Annotated in this window: 18 protein-coding genes; 12 read left to right on the plus strand and 6 right to left on the minus strand. The window is 44.3% G+C overall.

Annotated elements, in window-relative coordinates; translation table 11 throughout:
• Window positions 1-165: 165 nt before the first annotated feature.
• Complete coding sequence (gene hpf / locus B2575_RS04825) at window positions 166-534, minus strand: ribosome hibernation-promoting factor, HPF/YfiA family (RefSeq protein WP_296240387.1); 369 nt, start codon at window positions 532-534, stop codon at window positions 166-168.
• A 428-nt stretch (window positions 535-962) separates the two neighbouring features.
• On the minus strand, window positions 963-2,612 hold the full coding sequence (locus B2575_RS04830) for an RNA polymerase factor sigma-54 (protein ID WP_296240388.1): 1,650 nt from the start codon (window positions 2,610-2,612) through the stop codon (window positions 963-965).
• A 313-nt stretch (window positions 2,613-2,925) separates the two neighbouring features.
• Here B2575_RS04830 and B2575_RS04835 point away from each other — a divergent pair, with 313 nt between their 5' ends.
• A complete protein-coding gene (locus B2575_RS04835) occupies window positions 2,926-3,822 on the plus strand; it encodes a nitrilase-related carbon-nitrogen hydrolase (protein ID WP_296240389.1) in 897 nt (298 codons plus the stop codon).
• 48 nt (window positions 3,823-3,870) lie between these two features.
• On the opposite strand, the gene B2575_RS04840 is transcribed toward B2575_RS04835, so the two are convergent.
• The 4 genes from B2575_RS04840 to B2575_RS04855 form a co-directional block, all read right to left on the minus strand.
• Window positions 3,871-4,905 carry a tyrosine recombinase XerC gene (locus B2575_RS04840; protein WP_296240390.1) on the minus strand — a complete coding sequence of 345 codons (1,035 nt, stop codon included), beginning with the start codon at window positions 4,903-4,905 and terminating at the stop codon, window positions 3,871-3,873.
• Window positions 4,906-4,919: 14 nt separating this feature from the next.
• Window positions 4,920-5,807: a diaminopimelate epimerase gene (dapF, locus tag B2575_RS04845; RefSeq protein ID WP_045443366.1), complete on the minus strand. Its 888-nt coding sequence runs from the start codon at window positions 5,805-5,807 to the stop codon at window positions 4,920-4,922.
• 263 nt (window positions 5,808-6,070) lie between these two features.
• Window positions 6,071-7,426 (minus strand): diaminopimelate decarboxylase, encoded by a 1,356-nt coding sequence (gene lysA / locus B2575_RS04850; RefSeq protein WP_296240391.1) that lies wholly within the window; start codon window positions 7,424-7,426, stop codon window positions 6,071-6,073.
• A gap of 93 nt (window positions 7,427-7,519) precedes the next feature.
• A complete protein-coding gene (locus B2575_RS04855) occupies window positions 7,520-7,801 on the minus strand; it encodes a lipoprotein (RefSeq protein ID WP_296240392.1) in 282 nt (93 codons plus the stop codon).
• 684 nt (window positions 7,802-8,485) lie between these two features.
• On the opposite strand from B2575_RS04855, the gene B2575_RS04860 reads away from it, so the two are divergent.
• The 11 genes from B2575_RS04860 (at window position 8,486) to B2575_RS04910 (ending at window position 20,141) form a co-directional block, all read left to right on the plus strand.
• Complete coding sequence (locus B2575_RS04860; RefSeq protein ID WP_055123535.1) at window positions 8,486-9,718, plus strand: acetate/propionate family kinase; 1,233 nt, start codon at window positions 8,486-8,488, stop codon at window positions 9,716-9,718.
• Between the two features lie 217 nt (window positions 9,719-9,935).
• On the plus strand, window positions 9,936-12,092 hold the full coding sequence (pta, locus tag B2575_RS04865; RefSeq protein ID WP_109591161.1) for a phosphate acetyltransferase: 2,157 nt from the start codon (window positions 9,936-9,938) through the stop codon (window positions 12,090-12,092).
• A 286-nt stretch (window positions 12,093-12,378) separates the two neighbouring features.
• The gene (locus tag B2575_RS04870; RefSeq protein WP_296240393.1) at window positions 12,379-13,293 is read left to right on the plus strand and encodes a nicotinate-nicotinamide nucleotide adenylyltransferase; all 915 of its coding nucleotides are present in this window, start codon (window positions 12,379-12,381) and stop codon (window positions 13,291-13,293) included.
• 141 nt (window positions 13,294-13,434) lie between these two features.
• On the plus strand, window positions 13,435-13,848 hold the full coding sequence (gene rsfS, locus B2575_RS04875) for a ribosome silencing factor (RefSeq protein ID WP_045443355.1): 414 nt from the start codon (window positions 13,435-13,437) through the stop codon (window positions 13,846-13,848).
• Between the two features lie 225 nt (window positions 13,849-14,073).
• Window positions 14,074-14,856 carry an MOSC domain-containing protein gene (locus tag B2575_RS04880; protein ID WP_296240394.1) on the plus strand — a complete coding sequence of 261 codons (783 nt, stop codon included), beginning with the start codon at window positions 14,074-14,076 and terminating at the stop codon, window positions 14,854-14,856.
• Window positions 14,857-15,058: 202 nt separating this feature from the next.
• The gene (locus B2575_RS04885; protein WP_296240395.1) at window positions 15,059-15,934 is read left to right on the plus strand and encodes an N-acetylmuramoyl-L-alanine amidase; all 876 of its coding nucleotides are present in this window, start codon (window positions 15,059-15,061) and stop codon (window positions 15,932-15,934) included.
• Window positions 15,935-15,978: 44 nt separating this feature from the next.
• A complete protein-coding gene (locus tag B2575_RS04890) occupies window positions 15,979-16,725 on the plus strand; it encodes a pyridoxine 5'-phosphate synthase (protein WP_296240396.1) in 747 nt (248 codons plus the stop codon).
• 234 nt (window positions 16,726-16,959) lie between these two features.
• Window positions 16,960-18,150: a glycine C-acetyltransferase gene (gene kbl / locus B2575_RS04895; protein WP_296240398.1), complete on the plus strand. Its 1,191-nt coding sequence runs from the start codon at window positions 16,960-16,962 to the stop codon at window positions 18,148-18,150.
• A gap of 66 nt (window positions 18,151-18,216) precedes the next feature.
• On the plus strand, window positions 18,217-19,242 hold the full coding sequence (gene tdh / locus B2575_RS04900) for an L-threonine 3-dehydrogenase (protein WP_045443351.1): 1,026 nt from the start codon (window positions 18,217-18,219) through the stop codon (window positions 19,240-19,242).
• Between the two features lie 119 nt (window positions 19,243-19,361).
• Window positions 19,362-19,538 (plus strand): hypothetical protein, encoded by a 177-nt coding sequence (locus B2575_RS04905; protein WP_296240399.1) that lies wholly within the window; start codon window positions 19,362-19,364, stop codon window positions 19,536-19,538.
• 222 nt (window positions 19,539-19,760) lie between these two features.
• Window positions 19,761-20,141, plus strand: a complete 381-nt coding sequence (locus tag B2575_RS04910) for a hypothetical protein (RefSeq protein WP_296240400.1) — start codon at window positions 19,761-19,763, stop codon at window positions 20,139-20,141.
• Window positions 20,142-20,150: the final 9 nt, after the last annotated feature.

Raw genomic sequence — 20,150 nt, forward strand, 5'->3', positions numbered from 1 at the left:
AAAAATAATTGCTCATAAAAAAGACCTCAACGTAGCAAACGTTCGAGGTCTTTTTCCTTTTTAGGCAATATCATTTAGAGATATCTAAAAATGCGGCTATTTATACTATTCATTATTTCATCAGCCAGTAATCAGTAACCTTTAAATATCCTAAACTCTATAACATTAAACTGCTGGAGCAGCATCGTCTGTCACCAGCTCTTCATAGCGTCCATCACGCCCAGCACCCTGAGTCTTTTTGCTCTCCAACTTGGTTTTGTACTTGCGTACTTGTCTATCAAGTTTGTCTGCCATCTCGTTAATGGCTTTATACATATCATCGTCAAGCGCTTGGACAAACATCTCTTTACCCGAGACTCGCATAATCGCTTCAGCCTTATGGCTCTTTATAGCACCGCTGTTATCTAATGATAAAATGACTTGAATACTTTGAATTTGATCAAAATGACGACCAATTTTATCAAGTTTTTCTTGAACAGCTGCGTTCATAGCGTCGGTAACACTGATATGGTGACCACTGATAGAAACATTCATATTATTGTCCTTTTATTATGACTTACATTGTTGCCTACGTTGTTGCTTGCATTATTACTTACAATCAACAGATGAGCCAGCATTCCTGCTTTTTCACCCTGCCTTACCAACAATGGATGGGGTGTCTTTATTAATTAGCGCCTTTAATAATCGATGCTTTTAGCAAAAATCGAACGTGTCCTTTCGTTGTCATTTTGATTAATGAGATAAGTAAATACGCTAAATCGACACTTAGATTTCGTTGTTGGTATGACTCTAATTTGTCATGAATATCGAATAGTAGCAAGACAGTAAAGTGTAATTAAATGTAATAAAAACGGTTGTTTCCTAAATGTTTCTATATAATCAAAAAATTTTATTTTTTATATTTATCAAGAAATATATTAGCGATAGTACGATTTTTCTCTTAACTCATTGAATTATGACATTTAATATTTCTGTTTACGCTGAGTAGACGAGCCAATATTCATTGCTTCACGATATTTGGCCACGGTTCTTCTGGCGATATCGATACCTTCGGATAATAAACAATCTTTTATGCGACTGTCAGATAATGGCTTTTTGGCATCTTCATCGGCTATCAGTTGCTTAATCATGGCGCTAATGGCAGTCGATGAAATATCACCGTCGGTACTGCTGACATGAGATGAAAAGAAATGTTTGAGTGAAAATAATCCCTGCGGCGTCAAAATCGTTTTACTGGTGGTTAGACGCGAGACGGTCGATTCGTGCAAATCCACTTCTTCGGCAATGGCTTTTAGGATGAGCGGTTGCATGGCAGTCGCGCCATGCTGCAAGAACTCTTGCTGATAACGCACGATACTGGTTGCCACTTTTAATAAGTTTTGATTACGCTCTTCAATACTACGAATAAACAAGCGGGCATCGGTGAGGTTTTCACGCAGATATTGATTGTCGGGGCTGTCATCACCGCGCTTCACCAAATTGGCATATTCTTGATTGACTCTTAGCTTTGGCATGGTGTCAGGATTGAGGCGCACATTCCAGCCGTCCTCTTGCGTCGATGTATCTGAACTCGTCTGACTCTGATGGTGACGTATAGGCGTGACCAAAACATCAGGAATATCATAGCTGGCTGGAGACTGAGTATAGTCTGGTTGGCTGCTTTGAAACAGCAATCCAGGTGACGGATTCAAGGTACGCAGCAAGTTAAGCGCGGGGGTAATCTGTGCAGGTGCGAGACCAGTCCGCTCAGTCAATGCTTTGATGTTATTGCTCACCAAATGCTCACTGGCTGACAATAATGCTTGCGCTTCTTTTAGATGGTCAGTATTTGCATCGAGCTTGGACAACTGAATCGCTAGGCACTCACTGAGATTTCGCGCCCCCACACCCAGCGGATCACAAGACTGAATAACACGTAAAACAGCCATGACTTCATCGTGCTCAACAGACTCTTCCCATTGATAAAAACTTGCCATCGTATCGAAGCTTTGCAACAGCTCATCGATATCAAGCCGCACAAAACCCATGTCATCCATAGAATCCATCAGATAGGTTGCAATCAACATGTCCGCTTCTGAGAGATGCTTGAAGTTCAACTGCCAGCGCACGTGGTCTTGTATGGTGGCAGAAGTGCCGCCTTGATAACTATCAAAATCCTCGTCACTTTTGCTCCCCGAACTGCTCGGCGTAGATGCATAGTTGCTGCTATCAGCACTACTTTCAAAGCTACTATAGTCGTCACTATCCATCGTATGATTGTCTATGGCACCATCATCAATACTGGCTTGCTGTAATTTGTCCAAGCTGTCAGTAAAGTCTTCATCTGGTTCAGAGTTGTGGGTATTACTCTCAGAGGTTGCACTAAAAGTATCAGTGCTCTGGTTCCAGCTATCAAGTGTCAATGACTCATCTACTCTATCGCCGCTGCCATAATCGTATTCATCTTCATCATCCTCAATACGTTCAAGCAATGGATTACTATCCAGCTTGGCCTGAACTTCTTGCGCAAGCTCAAGACTAGAGAGTTGCAGCAATTTAATGGCTTGCTGCATTTGCGGGGTCAGTTTTTGTGAGGTGCTCAGCGTGGTCGCCAATCCGAAAGACATACTCATGGGTGGCTTATTACACTCCGATACTGGTGATAGTCTATATATGTTGCCACTTAAAGTAGCGATTTAACGTTATCAGGACATGACGATAGCATTTTTCGTGGCAATTTTGCTATGATAATTTATAGACGGCCCAATACGCTTATTGCTCTCTACTTATAAAACTCTATAAATTTGACCGTTTTAGCATGAACTGCCAAACAATAAACAACCAAATCTTGTTGATAATAATAAGGCTATATAAAAAATACAAGGTACATGACACAAAACCTTCGAGCCAATTGAATCACTCTTAACATTAACCGAGAATAATACGATGAATAACCAAGCAAACAAACCGCACCTTATCACTGCTGCGATTCAAATGAATAGCCAGCAAAACATCGAAAAAAACGTAACGGCTATAAAAGCTGCCATCAGCGATGCCAGTCATCAAGGTGCTCATCTTGTTGTCTTACCTGAAAACTGCTGTAGCATGGGCGAGCAATTTGCCACCGCAGAGCGCTTTGATGCGCTATCAGCGACGATAGCAGACTATGCCAGTACTTACGGTGTCTATGTGCTGGCAGGCTCACTGCCCTGCCCTTATCGCCCTGATGGCGTTATCGTGCCTGATGGCAGACTGCGCCAAGTCAGTCAGCTATTTGCCCCTGATGGTACGCGAGTGGCACGCTATGACAAAATTCACCTATTCACGGCGACGGTAGCAGATAAACATGGCAGCTATAATGAAGCGGCGACGTTTGAGCCTGGCACACAGACTGTAGTTGCAACAGTAGAGAGTGATCATGCTGCTTATCAACTGGGTATGATGGTTTGTTTTGATTTGCGTTTTCCCGCATTGGCACAGCGCTTACGTCAAGCAGGCGCTGACCTATTAAGTGCGCCATCGGCATTTACTTATTTAACGGGGCAAGCACACTGGTCGCTGTTACTTCGCGCGCGGGCGTTAGACAGTCAGTGCATGGTCATTGGCGCAGCACAAGGCGGCGACCATGTTTATAAAAACGGTGATATCCGTCAAACGTGGGGGCATACCACTATCGCAGCTTTTGATGGCACGATTATTAACAGCTATGAGGATAGTGAATTAAACAACGCTATTAATAAAGATAATAAAAATTATGCTTTGATCTTGGCAACCTTAGATAAACAGACTCAACAGCAAGGCCGCCAAAAAATGCCTATTTTTGATTGTCATCGTTTGGCGTAAGTCAGTTTCAATGCTGAGTACTGAATAGTAAGTATTGAATATCGAATATTAGGTGTTGTTTTCTTCGGTCCGTGTATGAGTCGCGCGCGGATGAGCGCGATCATAGACTTGCGTGAGCTTAGCAAAATCGACATGGGTATAAATTTGCGTGGTACTGATATCGCTATGCCCAAGCATTTCTTGCACCGCGCGCAAATCACCACTGCCCGACAGCATGTGCGAGGCAAAACAATGACGCAATAGATGCGGATACATATTTTGTGCGATGCCAGCACGGGTAGCCGCAACTTTGAGACGCTGCTGCACTGCCCGTGTTGATAAACGCGTACCCAATTTTTCACTAATGAATAATGCGCTGTCCATTTGCTCCACCCACAGATTACGATGCGGTAGATAACGGCTAATCGCTTCTGCTGCCTTGATACCTAACGGCACCAAACGCGTTTTATTGCCTTTACCTGTCACGCGCACGCGCAGGTCTGACAAATCCACATCGACCATATCCAACGCGACCAACTCACCTACGCGCAGACCGCTGCTGTATAGCAATTCAAACATCGCCTTATCACGCAGCCATAGGCGCGCTTGTTCCGGTGTATCAGGCATCTCTTGGTCAAGCAGCTGAGTGAGCAAATCAACATCAGCGATAGATGGCAGCGGTCGAGGACTACGTTTGAGCTGATAGCCAGTCGTTGGATTAATACGTGCTAAATCCTCTTCTATCAGCCAACCATAAAAATGACGAATGGCTGACAGCTCTTGCTGGACGCTGGCAAGTGCCAGCTTGTCTTCATCAAGACGTTGGCTGATATGCTGGGCTAATTGGCGCTTATCGCAGCGCGTCCACGTCAGGCGTTTCCCACGTAAAAATAGCGCCAATTGATTCAATCCTGCAAAATAAGCGGTCAACGTATGCGGTGAATGGTTACGCACCGACAAGACATTAAGCCAACGATGCACGGGCGCTAACAAATCACGTAATGCAGCATCCGACTCTATAGACGCAGCGTGCTCGACTGATAGCCATGCTTCTGCCTCAGAATCTGAGGTAGGCTCCATCGTATGATTGTTTTTATTAGACATAGCCCTATTATCCATTAGCCTTCTGGATTGGGCTTGATGCCCGCTTGGGCCATCAGACCATCTGGGCTAAATACGCCTTCGTAAACAAAGGCGGTCGGACCGGTCATCATCACTGAATAACCCGGCTGCCATTTGATGATCATACTGCCACCATAAAGCTGCGCACGCACGTCTTCGCCTTCATCGAGCCAGCCTTCGCGGATACCAACCGCTACTGCGGCACAAGCGCCAGTACCACAGGCTTGTGTCTCACCGACACCGCGCTCATAGACACGCAGACGAATATGACGCTGATTCATCACTTGCATAAAGCCAACATTGACGCGGTCAGGAAAGGCAGGATGCGATTCGATGGCTTTGCCTAAGGTTTCAACGTCGGCATCGAGCACGTTATCAACTTTGATAACGGCATGCGGGTTGCCCATATTGGCAACATAAAGCTGTACAGGAGTGCCATTTACATCGAGATGATAGGCGTTTTGAATTTTGGTCGTGGCTCTGGGGGTAAAAGGAATCTCGCTTGGTTCAAATTTTGGCTTACCCATATCGACTTCGACCCAGCCATAACGATCCGTGGTCAATGAAATGATGCCGCTCGCCGTCTCAACGCGTAGGCGCTGTTTAAATGACAGTTTACGCGCTTGCACAAAACGAGCAAAACAGCGCGCACCATTACCGCACTGCTCAACTTCTGACCCATCAGCATTAAAAATGCGATAACTAAAATCAACGTCAGGACGCATCGGTGGCTCAACGACGAGCAGCTGATCAAAGCCAATACCCAAATGACGGTCACCCAGTAACTGTACCAAATCCTTGGTCAAATCTAAGCGCTGAGTCACCAAATCGATGACCATAAAATCATTGCCCAGACCATGCATCTTCGTAAATTCTATTAGCATATCCTTGTTATCCTATCCTATTTTTATGTATGGCTTATCTTAGCACGCTGTCAGATACAATCATAACTATCACCGCTATCAAATACTAAGTTAACACGATGCTAAATCCACCTCGTACAGCCAAACTGATATCTCTCATTAGAGCAGGCCATAAAAAAAGCCCATCATCATAAAGACAAGGGGCTTTTTATCTAGGGCATGTCCTCAATCTGAACGAAAACGCCTAAATGGGCTAAAAATGGCTAAATCTGTTGGTCAACGATTTATTTACCTTGCCACAATACTTCGTCCGCATATAGTGCTTCAATGGTTTCGCGTTTGCGAATCAGTTGATGGCTATCATCGGCGACCATTACTTCACTAGCACGCGGGCGTGAATTATAATTACTACTCATGGTAAAGCCGTACGCACCAGCGCCTGTGATTGCTAAAACATCGCCTGCCGCGAGCGACAATAAACGGTCTTTCGCTAAAAAATCACCCGTTTCGCAAATAGCGCCAACGATATCCCATGGCTGTGTGCCATCAGTGTCGATGCCATTCTCAGGCAAAACACTTGGAATGACTGCCATTTCAGCTTGATATAACGCCGGACGAATCAAGTCATTCATTGCTGCGTCAACAATGGCAAAGTTCTTATGTTCCGTTGGTTTGAGCACATCAACCTTAGTCAATAATACCCCAGCATTTGCCACAATACTGCGACCCGGCTCAAAGAATACCGTTAAGCCAAGCTCACTAAGTTTCGGTAATAACGCTTGAGCAAACTCGTCGATAGATACTGGTGTCTCATCGATATAACGCACACCCAAACCACCGCCCAAATCGATATGACGCAGCTCGATACCTTTATCACGTAAGTTGTGTATCAGCTCAATCACTTTATCCAGAGCCGCGACAAATGGCGCAACTTCAGTCAACTGTGAACCAATATGACAGTCAATACCGACGATATCAATATGGGATAACTGTGCCGCTTGCTCATAGACGGCAACCGCGTCTTCGTGGGTGATACCAAATTTATTGTCTTTTAACCCTGTTGAGATATACGGATGCGTTTTGGCGTCGACATTAGGATTAACCCGTAGTGAAATTGGCGCAGGCTTATCCAATTTCTGTGCTACATCATTAATCAAAGTCAGCTCGCTGATTGACTCTACGTTAAAACAACCAATACCTTGGGTCAGGGCATACTCGATATCGCTATAGGTCTTGCCCACACCTGAGAATACCACACGTGAAGCAGCACCACCTGCCGCCAATACGCGCATGAGCTCGCCACGAGAGACGATGTCAAATCCTGCCCCTGCTTGCGCCAATATACCAAGTACCGCAAGATTAGAATTGGCTTTTACCGCATAACAAATCTGGTGCGTTAAACTGGCAAAGCTATCGCTATAAGCTTGATAGACATCCAAAATGGCTTGCTTTGAATACACATAGCATGGCGTATCGTAGTGTTTAACCACATCATCAATACTCACCTGCTCCATATACAATGCACCATCGCGATAATCTAGCGCGGGTAAATGGGCGGTTAAAGCTTGAGGATTAACATACAAGCCTTGCTCAGTTTGGATCGTGACAGATTCGCCAGTTTGTTGCTCAGAATGACTCATATAAACATCTCTAATTTCATCAGGTTACAAAGTTAAAAAAATCTTAGGGTGCACACCGAAATCTCGTTGACGGCATTGAGTTTTTAATAAAAATCAATAATCATTAGGGTCTTCACTGGGTTCCGGTAGCTTAAAACCATCCATTTCTTGATGACCATCATCTTGTGTCGAATAGGTACTACCCTGTATGCCAGCGCTATCCGTAGCTCCTTGAACCGTCTGGCTACTAGCGTCGGCGAGGTATAGATTGCCTTTTTGACCGCAACCCACCAAACCCATCATCACCCCACTGATAATAAAAGTGGAGATAACACGGCGACCAAGATCAGCGACATCAGTGTGCTCAGTTTTCGAAAAGCGGTTAATAGTAAACATAGAATAGAGAACCTGTGACTTTGCAATGGCATGAGGATGATAAAAAGCACGAGTCATAAAGGCGATAGATCAAACCCTATAGACAGCTAAATAAAAGCTATCTTCATCGCTAAAAAATGACAATATGACTACTTTGGATAATAGCATTATTACATAATGCTGTGTGCATACTGAATGTCCCTAATCAATAAATTTGGACGAGTTTGGTTTTTCTAAGTTTTGCTAAGCTTTACTAGACCGTGCGACTGCCATTTACTAAGCGATCGTTGATACTAGCGGTCTTAATGTATCCCTATAATGGTAAAATAGCCTATTATATTTACTTAGACAAATTTTCTTACAATTTATTATGAGCTATTATATTTGGCTGTAGCAGCCGACAAACCCTAGCGACACTCGGTGTACAGTTGTATTGTCTATACCACATTCTATCAATTTAACCCTTATAGTTATCGTGGTATAGCCATAAAACTATGGTACATTATGTGTAGACCTTGCGACTGTGTTGAGGCGCTAGCATGCGACTTAACAAGCACTGATCAATAGTGCCAGCCCAAGAGTGACCAGAATCAGCAATGTACTTGCTTGACCTATGTCGGCATGGATGCGGCTGGTTTTTGTTTATTCAACCGGTACTCGTCTGTGATGAGTCACCCTTTACAAAATACAATCTAAGGACAGAGTATGAGCGCCAGCCTAACCACCACTTTTGATGACAAAAATACCGAAACATCGAACCTAATCAATCCCACCTTAGTCCTCAACTGCGGTTCCTCTTCTATCAAATACGCGCTGATTAGCGAAGACAATTCTATTCGTATCACTGGTTTGGCCGAAAACTTAGGACTCGATACTGCTCGTATCAAACACACGACGTTAAATGGAGATAAGCTGGAAATCTCTATCTCAGGTGGTCGTCATCAGTTAGCACTACAAAAAATCCTTGAGCTATTAGAACAGTATCATTTCATCGCCGTTGGTCATCGCGTGGTTCATGGTGGCCGTGAGTACTCTGCAGCAGTCCGTGTCGATGAGCATGTGCTGGACGAAGTAAAACGCTTAAAAATACTCGCACCCCTACATAACCCTGCCCATGCTTTAGGTATCGAAGCGGTACAGGCGATTTATCCTGATATTCCTCAAGTCGTCGTCTTTGATACGGCCTTTCACCAAACCATGCCTCCTGTTGCTTTTCGCTACCCACTACCAAAAGCCCTATACGAAGAACACAAAATCCGCCGTTATGGCTTTCATGGTACCTCTCATGCCTATGTCTCAGAGCGTGCCAGTGAAATTACTGAGTCTAAAGGCCCACATGGCTGGCTTACAGCGCATCTGGGCAATGGCTGCTCGGCAACTGCCGTTTATGACGGCAAAAGTTTTGATACCAGTATGGGTCTGACCCCGCTTGAAGGGCTCATGATGGGTACGCGTAGTGGTGATGTTGACCCAAGTCTACACATACACCTAAAGCGCCAGCTCGGTATGAGCTTGGAAGAGATTGATGCCATGCTCAATAATGAAAGTGGTCTATTGGGTGTCTCAGGATTGTCTAATGATTTACGTACCGTCGAACAAGCGGCGAACGAAGGTCACGCAGATGCTAAGCTCGCTATCGAGATGTTCTGTTACCGCGTCGGTAAATATCTTGCCAGCTTAAGCTGCGCGCTGCCAGAATTCACAGGCATTGTCTTTACAGGTGGTATCGGCGAAAACTCAGTCACCACCCGAACCAGTATCCTAGAAGTGATGCGTCATTTCGGCATAAAGGTAGACGCTGACAAAAATGCGAGCTTGTTTGGTGGTAGCGAAGGCAGCTTCCACGCAGACGATAGCAGCATCGAGCTGTGGGTTGTGCCAACTGATGAAGAGTGCCGTATTGCTCAAGAAACACGTGAAGCATTGGGCTTACTCTAAGCTCGACACTTTTTATAAGTTGCTTATATTATAAGTTACTTGTAATTTTCTCATAACCTTCTAATCGTCTTATCAGCTTTTTTATTCATTAGACGTATTAAGTTATTTTTTTGCCCAGCGCTTCTTATACATAGCCTATGATGAGAAGCGCGACGTTTTACTCATTCCAGCAAGGATGAAGTGAGCTTTAAAAATATAATAAACCGTAGGATACTTTATGCAAACCATTTTACTAGTTCCCATCAGCCGTGGTATCGGTGTAACGTCAGCAGCGCTTGGATTGATTCGCGCTCTTGATTACAACGGTATCAAAGCGGGCTTTATGAAGCCATTTTTGCAAGATGATACACTTGATAAGCAAAACAGTTTAGACAGCTCAAGCGCGTTAGCAATGCATGCTTTTGGTCTGACGCCACCTAAATCTATCAGTCGGCAGCGTGTCGAGCGTATGATTGGTGATGGTAATCTTGATGACTTGATGGAAGAGGTGGTCGTCAATTATCATACTCTGGGCGATGATTATGATGTGGTGATCTGTGAAGGCTTAGTACCGACCACAGAGACCTCTTATGCCTCGCAAATCAACCGGGCGATTGCTCATGCGTTAGATGCTAGAATCATCTTTGTTAGCACTGCTGATACCAGTAAACCGGCCTACCTGGCTGATAAACTTGACGTTCACGCTCGTGAGTTTGGCGGCATCGCCCATGAGCGCACGCTCGGCGCGATTTTGATGCGTGTACATGACTTGCCAAATGCGCAAAGTACCGTAGAAAATCAAATCGTTGCCCCTGGCGAAGCAGTTGTGAGTTTAGATGAAGGCTTTATGCAAGAAGTCCAGCGCCTATCACCGCATTTTAATACTGATGCGTTCCGTTTAATCGGGGTAGTGCCATTCAGTGATTCACTGTCCGTGCCTCGTACGTGGGATATCGCCACTGAGCTTGATGCCAAATGGCTCAATGTCGGTGAAGCTAAGTCACGCCGTATTAACCGCATTAGCCTAACCGCACGCTCGGTCGCACGCGTCGATGAGGTGTTTAAACGTGGCACCCTTATCGTCGTACCGGGCGATCGAGATGATTTACTATTAGCAGCAGGTTTGGCTTGTATCAATGGTATCCCGCTGGCAGGATTGGTATTAACCGGCGGCGTCGAGCCGAGTGCAACCGTCGCTGAGCTATGGCAATCTGCCCTCAAAACAGGCATCCCTGTCATGAGTGTCGAAAGCGACAGCTATGAGACCGTACAAAGCCTCATGCACATGAGCGCAGAGATTCCAAGTGATGATACTGAACGTGCTGAAGAAGTGGCCCGTTATGTCGCCGCTCATTTAGATCTTAGCTGGATTAAAGACTATTTTAGTCAAAATCATGAGCCGCGCCTCTCACCATCTGCATTCCGTCATCAAGTGGTTAAAAAAGCACAAGACGCCAAAAAACGCATCGTGCTACCAGAGGGTTCTGAGCCGCGTACGGTTGAAGCCGCTTGTATCTGTCAAAGCCGTGGCATCGCCAACTGTGTACTACTCGCTAAGCGTAGCGATGTCGAGCAAGTGGCTAAAAATCTCGACTTAGTTTTACCTGAAGGTCTTGAAATAATTGATCCCGACACGCTTGATATGGATAAGTATATCGCTGCAGTGGTCGAACGCCGTAAAGGTAAAACCAGCGCAGAAGTCGCGGCTGAATACTTAAAAGACACCGTATATCTAGGCACGACCATGCTACAGATGGATGAAGTCGACGGCCTCGTTTCTGGCGCGATTCATACCACCGCAAATACCGTCCGTCCAGCATTTCAGTTGATTAAGACCGCACCGCAATACTCGCTCGTATCATCAGTATTTTTTATGCTGCTACCTGAGCAAGTGGTGGTCTACGGTGACTGTGCCATTAATCCTGATCCAAATGCCGAAGAACTGGCTGAGATTGCCATTCAATCAGCACAGTCTGCTGCCGCCTTCGGTATTGATCCAAAAGTTGCGATGATTAGCTACTCTACAGGCTCATCAGGAACTGGCGCGGACGTCGAAAAAGTCACTCGTGCGACCCAAATCGTCCGCGAGCGTGCGCCACATCTAAAAGTCGATGGACCGCTACAGTATGACGCCGCTTCTGTCATGAGCGTCGGCAAGCAAAAAGCCCCTGATTCACCGGTTGCTGGGCAAGCCAATGTCTTTATTTTCCCAGATCTCAATACGGGCAATACCACTTATAAAGCCGTACAACGTAGCGCCAATGTAGTGAGTGTTGGCCCAATGCTGCAAGGTTTGAATAAGCCAGTAAACGACTTGTCTCGCGGAGCCTTGGTCGATGATATTATCTACACCATCGCCCTTACCGCTATTCAAGCTCATAGCGACGCGATTTAATTGCATTAAAATGTATGACTAATTGCTCTATCTATAGGTAACCGACTATCAACATGATGGTCGGTTTTTTATTGGCTATGTTCATGACTGACTTTTTAAAAAACTTTCATTACGGATAGCGATGCACTCATTTTACCTAGTATTTCAGCCCTTTTAATGACAGATGCCCGCTTGCCCTCTACAATAGCGCTATCATCGAAGCATTTAACCTAAAAAAGGTCAGCTGATAAAAGGGTAAAATGCATCAACGACAACGTACCTCTTATCTATTTTTACGCATTTATTTATGCCAAATACCAGCAAAAATCCTCAAAAAAATACACCTGCGCCAGCCATCCGTGCTTATCTTGGCGGCTCATTTGATCCCGTACATGATGGTCATCTGCAAATGGCGATGACTGTTTATCAGCGTTTGCTACCGATAGCCAAGCAGCAACAGCGCGCGCTGCACGTGTCACTATTACCCAATGCACGCTCTCCCTTTAAAGAAAAAAGTACAGACCCTAAACACCGTCTGGCGATGTTAAAGCTTGCGACACTCCATACACCGCTACAAATTAATGAGCTTGAGCTGTGGCAAACACCGCCTGTTTATACCATCGATAGTGTACGCACGTTGCGCCAGCATTATCCAAATGACAGTCTAATATTCATCATCGGTATGGATAGCGCGCTGAGTTTGAGCAAATGGAAAAACGGTTTAGAGCTTACGGATTACGTCAATCTTTGGGTGTTTAATCGTGATAATCTGTCTGATATTAATCATAAAAATAATCACCTGTTGGCAACCACGACTCATCCCGCCAACAAAACGTTAGTCGCGCAGGATACGATGAACTTGCATATCCAATTACCTGCGCAGCTGCAATCTTTACGCATCGATGCGCCTATTGACTTATTACAGCCCACCTCTCAAGCATCGACCGATAGCCGTCTCTTGAAAAACACCCATCAAGGCCACATTTATATAGACTCGCGTCCTATCGCCACGATATCCAGTACACAGATACGCCAACAGTTGCAGCCGACAGACAATCGATCGAATATAATATCCGCAGCGGCAAGGCAAATGACATCTATCGCACCAATAAATGATATCATAGACAATACTGCACCCAATCCATTAGCTAAATGGCTAAATCCTGCTGTTTATCAATATATTATCGCCCATCAGCTATATTCTGCTGCTCAATTCCGTTAAAATCGCCTTATCTTTGTCATTTTGCCCATCCAGTCTCTACAGCTGACTGGCGACATCTAGTCCATTCGACAATGCCAACGCATGCAAATTGACGATTTACCTTTTTATTTTTAATATTGACGATTCAAGAGATCAAAATTTATGACCAACACCATGACTGAAGAACGCTTAAAAGAATGCTTAGCCGTTGTTGAGACCGCTCTAGACGATATGAAAGCGAAGAACATCACCGTAATGAACGTAGAAGATTTGACTGACGTAACCGAACGCATCGTTATCGCTGACGGTACTTCTAAGCGCCATGTACGCGCGATGGCTGACAATGTCGGCGCTGAAGCGAAGCAAGCGGGCTTTATGCCACTTGGTCGCGAAGGCGGTATCGACTCTGACTGGACATTGATTGATCTGGGCGCTGTCGTCGTGCATGTAATGACGCCACAAGCCCGTGAGTTCTATGACTTAGAAGGTCTATGGTCATCACCTGAGCAATTGGCTGAGCTGGTCGCTGTACCGCGTGAAAAGAAAACCGCTGGTCGCCGCAATAAAAATAAATAATTTTATTTATTTTTATAACGCTGTGAAAACCAAAAAGACCAGATATCTATTCTGGTCTTTTTTTGTCTAAAATTTACCGTTCTAATACCCTTTCACCTACTGCTAAATTTTAAGCGGCTGAATGCTTAGCATTAGATGAATGATTAAGCTAAGATAATACGCATTATTAATACCAGTATTAAAGTAGCCTCTCCCCTAATAAATCCCTACAGATTAGGAAAACCTATGAGCTTAGAACCTATAAATATAGCAACGCTAATATCTTCTACCCCAAAAAATGTAGCCGACTTTAACCAAACCCTGCCGCTACATATCGCCAATCTAATTTGCGTCCGCGCTGGCAAAGCCATGCCATTTACCCGTGAAGAAATGAGTGCCATTGATAAAGCGCCAATTAACGCACCTGTCGCGGTCAATTTTATGGGATTAATTACTGACGAACAAGCCGATCGCAAGCATCATGGCGGCCCACTCAAAGCTGTGCATCAACTGGCACCTGCAACTTATGAGAGGATCAATACAGAATTTGGTCTAAAAGTCCGCGTTGGTACATTGGGCGAAAACCTCACGACCGAAGCCGTTAATGGTCTACCTGAAATGACCGAATCTACAGTTTGTATTGGTGACGTTTTTCAGTATGGTGATACGGCTACTAGTACGGATGATGCTGACAATTTACAACTGCGTATCGTCCAACCACGACGCCCTTGCTACAAGATTAACGATCAAATCGGGCAGTTTACCAAAGTACCAAATATCGCGGCATGGGTCAGTAAACAAGGTATCTCTGGCTGGTACTTCCAAGTCGTGCGTGATGGCCTGATTAGCGCTGATTTGCCCGTCTATTTAATCGAACGTCCCTATCCGTTTGCGACGCTTGAAAAACTGTGGCAATTGTCTAATTCAAAAGAGAAATACGATGCCGATGTGATTGAGCTATGGCTCGCGATTGAATGTTTGGAGGAGAGTTGGAAAAAGGTGTTAGCGAAGAAGATTCGCAAGGATTAAAAAAGCTTTCAAAGATATCTCGAACTCATCTATCTACTATCAATAAAAAAATAAAGGCAAGTATAGTCAATTCTATATAAATCAAATACGGTGTCAGGCTCGCTTAGTCTACTATTTGTAGTACTTTCGCTCGCCTTCCTTGTATCCAAATTATATTGAAACGACTATATCAAAGCTCACCTTTATTTACACAGAGCATTTCATGGTAAAAAATATCTTTTTAGCGTTTGGCTTAACACTGCCTTTGATTGGCTGCGTGACCACGACCTCCCCAGTAGCAACTACCAAGAACTACATCGTGGATAGTAAAACCTATCAAGCCACTGGTAAAAGTGAGCGCATCAAAACCATCGTCCTGCACTATACGGTGTCAGACAATGACAGATCGATAAAAACACTAACCACTGGCAAGGTGAGCGCGCACTATCTAGTGTTAGATAATGACGATGATAAAATCTATAATCTAGTCCCAGAAAACGAGCGGGCTTGGCATGCAGGTGATGGCGGCTTTGCAGGACGGACGATATTGAACGATACCTCTATTGGCATAGAAATCGTCAATGCAGGGATTGCGCCTAAGTATCAAAATGCATTAAAAGACGGTAAGTTGGCGTATCATCCTTATGAGCATTATGTCGCTTTTAATGAGTGGCAGATTAAAAAGGTCGCGGAGTTGGTACAAGATATCACGGCGAGATATGACATCTCACCAAAGAATATCATCGGTCATTCCGATATGGCACCCTCGCGCAAGATAGACCCCGGTGCAAAGTTCCCTTGGGAGCAACTGTATAAGCAATATGGCATCGGTGCTTGGTATGATGACGCTGATAAGCTTGCTTTTATGGATACAAACGCATTTGCAGCGGCCACAATACCTGATCTGAAGCAGAAATTTCGTGATTATGGCTATCAGATTAACAGTAATGATGAATGGGACAAAGCCAGTCGCGATGTCGTCTATGCGTTTCAGCTGCATTTTAGACCCCGTAACCCAACAGGAACGGTAGACTTAGAGACTTATGCTATTTTAAAGGCATTGAATAAGAAGTATGCTGATACCAACGATTTTTATTAACCCTTCTATGTCATTAATGATAAACGAGCTGTACAAGGAATTTTATGAGCACACTGTTTAGCGTAAATTTGAATAAATTGGCTTTAATCCGCAACTCTCGCGGTACTGATTACCCTAACCTGTTGACCTTTGTGAAGAAGCTGATTGACCTAGGGGTTAAAGGCTTTACCGTACACCCGAGACCCGATGAGCGTCATATCAGATATCAGGACGTCTACGATATCAGTGCATTCTTAACCGATTATCCAGAGATTGAGTTCAATATCGAAGGCAATCCAAACGAGCAGTTCTTGAAGATTATCCGTGAAGTAAAGCCTCATCAATGCACGCTCGTACCAGATAGCGACGATCAGCTGACCTCTGATCATGGCTTTGATATCATCACTCACCATGAGTTTTTATCAACGTTAAGCAAAGAGCTGGAAGCGTTCGGTACGCGCTGTGCGGTATTCATCGACCCTGATATTGAGCAAATCAAAGCGGTCATCGAGAGCGATGTACAGACGATCGAGATGTATACCGAAGAATGGGCGCGCGCCTACAGTAATGGTAAGAGCGATGACAATATTGATTTCGATGAGGTCAAGCAACGCTTTAGCGACTGCATCAATCTAGCCAATCAAAACGGTATCCGCGTCAATGCGGGTCATGATTTGAATTTGGATAATTTGGCTGATTTGCTCGCGCTTAGTGATATCGCTGAAGTGTCGATTGGTCATGCATTTACGATTGAATCGTTGGAGCAAGGCATGGATAATGTCGTGCGTCAGTATTTAGAGATTTGTGGGTAGTTCATATTAATGAGCAAATAGTCCATTCACTTTACACTCGATGCGGTGGTGCTGGGATATATTTTATGCAGCCTCTGTCAGCGTAGACACAGCAAGCAAGTAAAATTTATACCAGTAGCACGGCAATATTGGCGTATCAATTTTATTTTAAAATGACTACAGTTTGGTTCTATCAGCAGTCCTAATATCTGCATTATCAATGCAAACGCCAATAATATTAAAAAAGGAATCTTTATGTATCAAGACTTTCAGAAACACCTACAACAAGAAATCAGTGATATACGCGCGGCAGGACTGTATAAAACCGAGCGCGTGATTACATCTCCACAAGATGCGCTCATTAAGATCACTGATGGCCGTGAAGTGCTTAACTTCTGTGCCAATAATTATCTTGGATTGTCTGATCACCCTGAGATTAAAAAGGCAGCTATCGAAGCCATCGAAAACTCAGGTTATGGCATGTCATCGGTGCGGTTTATTTGCGGTACGCAAGATTTGCATAAGCAATTAGAAGCGGCGATTTCTAAGTTTTTTAATACCGAAGACACGATTCTTTATGCGGCCTGTTTCGATGCGAATGGCGGTGCCTTTGAGCCACTGCTGACCGCTGAGGACGCCATTATTTCTGATTCATTAAATCATGCCTCAATCATCGACGGTGTGCGCCTGTGTAAAGCGGCCCGTTATCGCTATGCAAATGCGGATATGCAGGATTTAGAAACTCAATTACAAGCGGCACAAGCACAGCGTTTTCGTTTGATTGTGACCGATGGTGTGTTTTCGATGGATGGTAATGTCGCGCCAATGGATGAGATTTATGCGTTGGCACAAAAATATGATGCCATGATAATGATTGACGAGTCGCATTCAGCAGGCGTGGTCGGTCACACTGGTGGCGGCGTGACTGAATTGTTTGATCTACGTGGTGATATTGAGCTGATCACTGGCACTTTGGGTAAGGCATTTGGCGGTGCTATTGGCGGCTTTACCACGGGTAAAAAAGAAATCGTTGAGATGTTGCGTCAGCGCTCACGTCCGTATCTGTTTTCAAACTCTATTCCTCCTATGGTGGCTGCCGCTGGGGTAAAAGCGTTTGAAATGCTATCGCAAGACAATACACTACAAGATAAATTGCATGAAAATACCGCCTACTTTGTGAAAAAAATGCAAGATGCAGGCTTCGATATCAAGCCCACCGCATCGGCAATTTGTGCGGTCATGCTTTATGACGCCAACGTCTCGCAACAGATGGCAGACGCACTGCTTGAAGAAGGCATTTATGTGATTGGCTTCTTCTACCCTGTCGTACCCAAAGACCAAGCTCGCATCCGTGTCCAGCTCTCTGCTGCCCATACTCGCGAGCAGCTAGACAAGTGTATCACCGCCTTTATCAAAGTCGCCAAGCAAATGAAAGTGATTGATTAAGCATCGTTCGGTATTCACTCGCTAGATTCAACCATTAAGTACAACACCGTTAAATAAGAGAAAAGTATGAAAGCACTGGTTAAAGCCCATGCCAAAAAAGGCATCTGGATGCAAGACATGCCAGAACCTACTGTTGGCATCAATGACGTTAAAATCAAAATTAAGAAAACCGCCATTTGTGGTACAGATTTGCACATTTATAAGTGGGATGAGTGGTCAGAAAGAACCATCAAGACACCAATGATTATCGGACACGAATACGTCGGTATCATTAGCGAAATAGGCGATGGTGTGAAGCACTTTGAAGTGGGCGACCGAGTCACTGGCGAAGGACATATCGCTTGTGGGCATTGCCGTAACTGCCGCCGTGGCAAGCTGCATGTGTGTGAAAACACCATCGGCGTGGGCGTCGACCGCGATGGCGCGTTTGCCGAATATTTGGTGATACCTGCCGATAATGTCATCAAGCTCGATGAGCGTATCAGCGATGAGATGGCAGCCATCATGGACCCCTTTGGCAATGCCACGCATACTGCCCTTTCATTTCCTGTCCTTGGTGAAGATGTGCTAATCACGGGTGCGGGACTGATTGGTTCTATGGCGACAGCGATTTGCCGCTTCGCAGGGGCGCGTAATATTGTGGTCAGTGATATCAGTGATTATCGCCTAGCGCTTGCCAAAAAAATGGGCGCGACCATGACCATCAACCCAGCCAAAGGTGAAACCATCGAAGGTGCCATTGCTGAGTTAAAAATGCACGGCTTTGATATTGGGCTTGAAATGTCAGGCTCGCCTCAGGCTTTTGATTCGATGATTAGTAACATGTATAACGGCTCTAAAATCTCTCTTTTGGGCATTTTACCGAACACCACCACGGTGGATTGGAGCAAGATTATTTTTAAGGCGTTAACCCTAAAAGGCATTTATGGCCGTGAGATGTGGGAGACGTGGTATCAGATGGAGCAAATGCTGATTAGCGGTATTGATTTATCGCCCATCATTACCCACCGCATGCACATTGATGACTTCCAAGAAGGCTTTGATATCATGGAAAGTGGGCAATGCGGTAAGGTGATTTTAAGCTGGGATTGATAACGTGGTGCATCAGTATTTGATGAGTCGTGGTTAACTTTTACATTATCACGACTGATAGAACGGCACTGATCTCAGTGCCGTTTTTTATAGGGTAAAAATCATACGGAGGATAAGCTATGGGTAATTCTGAAGCTGATAAACTTGAAAAATATTTAGCAGAAAAAGCCAAGCAAGATCAGGAAAAAGAGCATGAGTCTAAGCCGCTCTCTGCCTATGATGCTTGCGTGCTAAAGGAAAGTGCGAAAATTCATGAGTTGATAGCTGAGGCTAAAAAGCGTTCAGAGGATGAATAGTTGTTAACACCTTCTCTCGCTTACCTTTTACTCATAGTTGATGACCGCATCACCGCATCAGCAGGCATTTAATCTAAATGGCAGTTACACAGAATCTGGGATGGTCTTGAGTAAATTTATCTACTATAAGTTAATCTAAACATTAGTTGTAAAGTATGATATCTAAGTGCTAAGCTTCACCTTATCTAAAATTTATGATTTAAATCTAAATGCGGTATCACAATGAATTCAACTAAAAGCAGTGTACTACCTACCTTACGAGGGTTTCACTATCAAATTTTACTTGGTATTGAAAAGTGTTTTGAGTTGAATGAAGGTCAGTCAATTTGGTTTGAAAGTGATGGTGATATAAGTATACGTGGTAAAGCAGTAGAAAATAATGAACAAATAGAAAGTAAACATTATGATCAAACGGACTTTCTCACTGACGGTCATGCTAATTTCTGGAATACACTGAATAATTGGCTTAAAGATGATTTTGATCATACACAGTATGCTTTTTTAATTCTTCATACAACTCAGCCTACAGCAAAAACCAGCCAACTCAATGGTTGGAACTCCAAAAATCCTGATGAAAAACTAGGTATCATTGTAGTGGCATAATAAAATTGG

This window comes from Psychrobacter sp. UBA6739 (assembly GCF_002453835.1).
Taxonomy (GTDB): domain Bacteria; phylum Pseudomonadota; class Gammaproteobacteria; order Pseudomonadales; family Moraxellaceae; genus Psychrobacter; species Psychrobacter immobilis_A.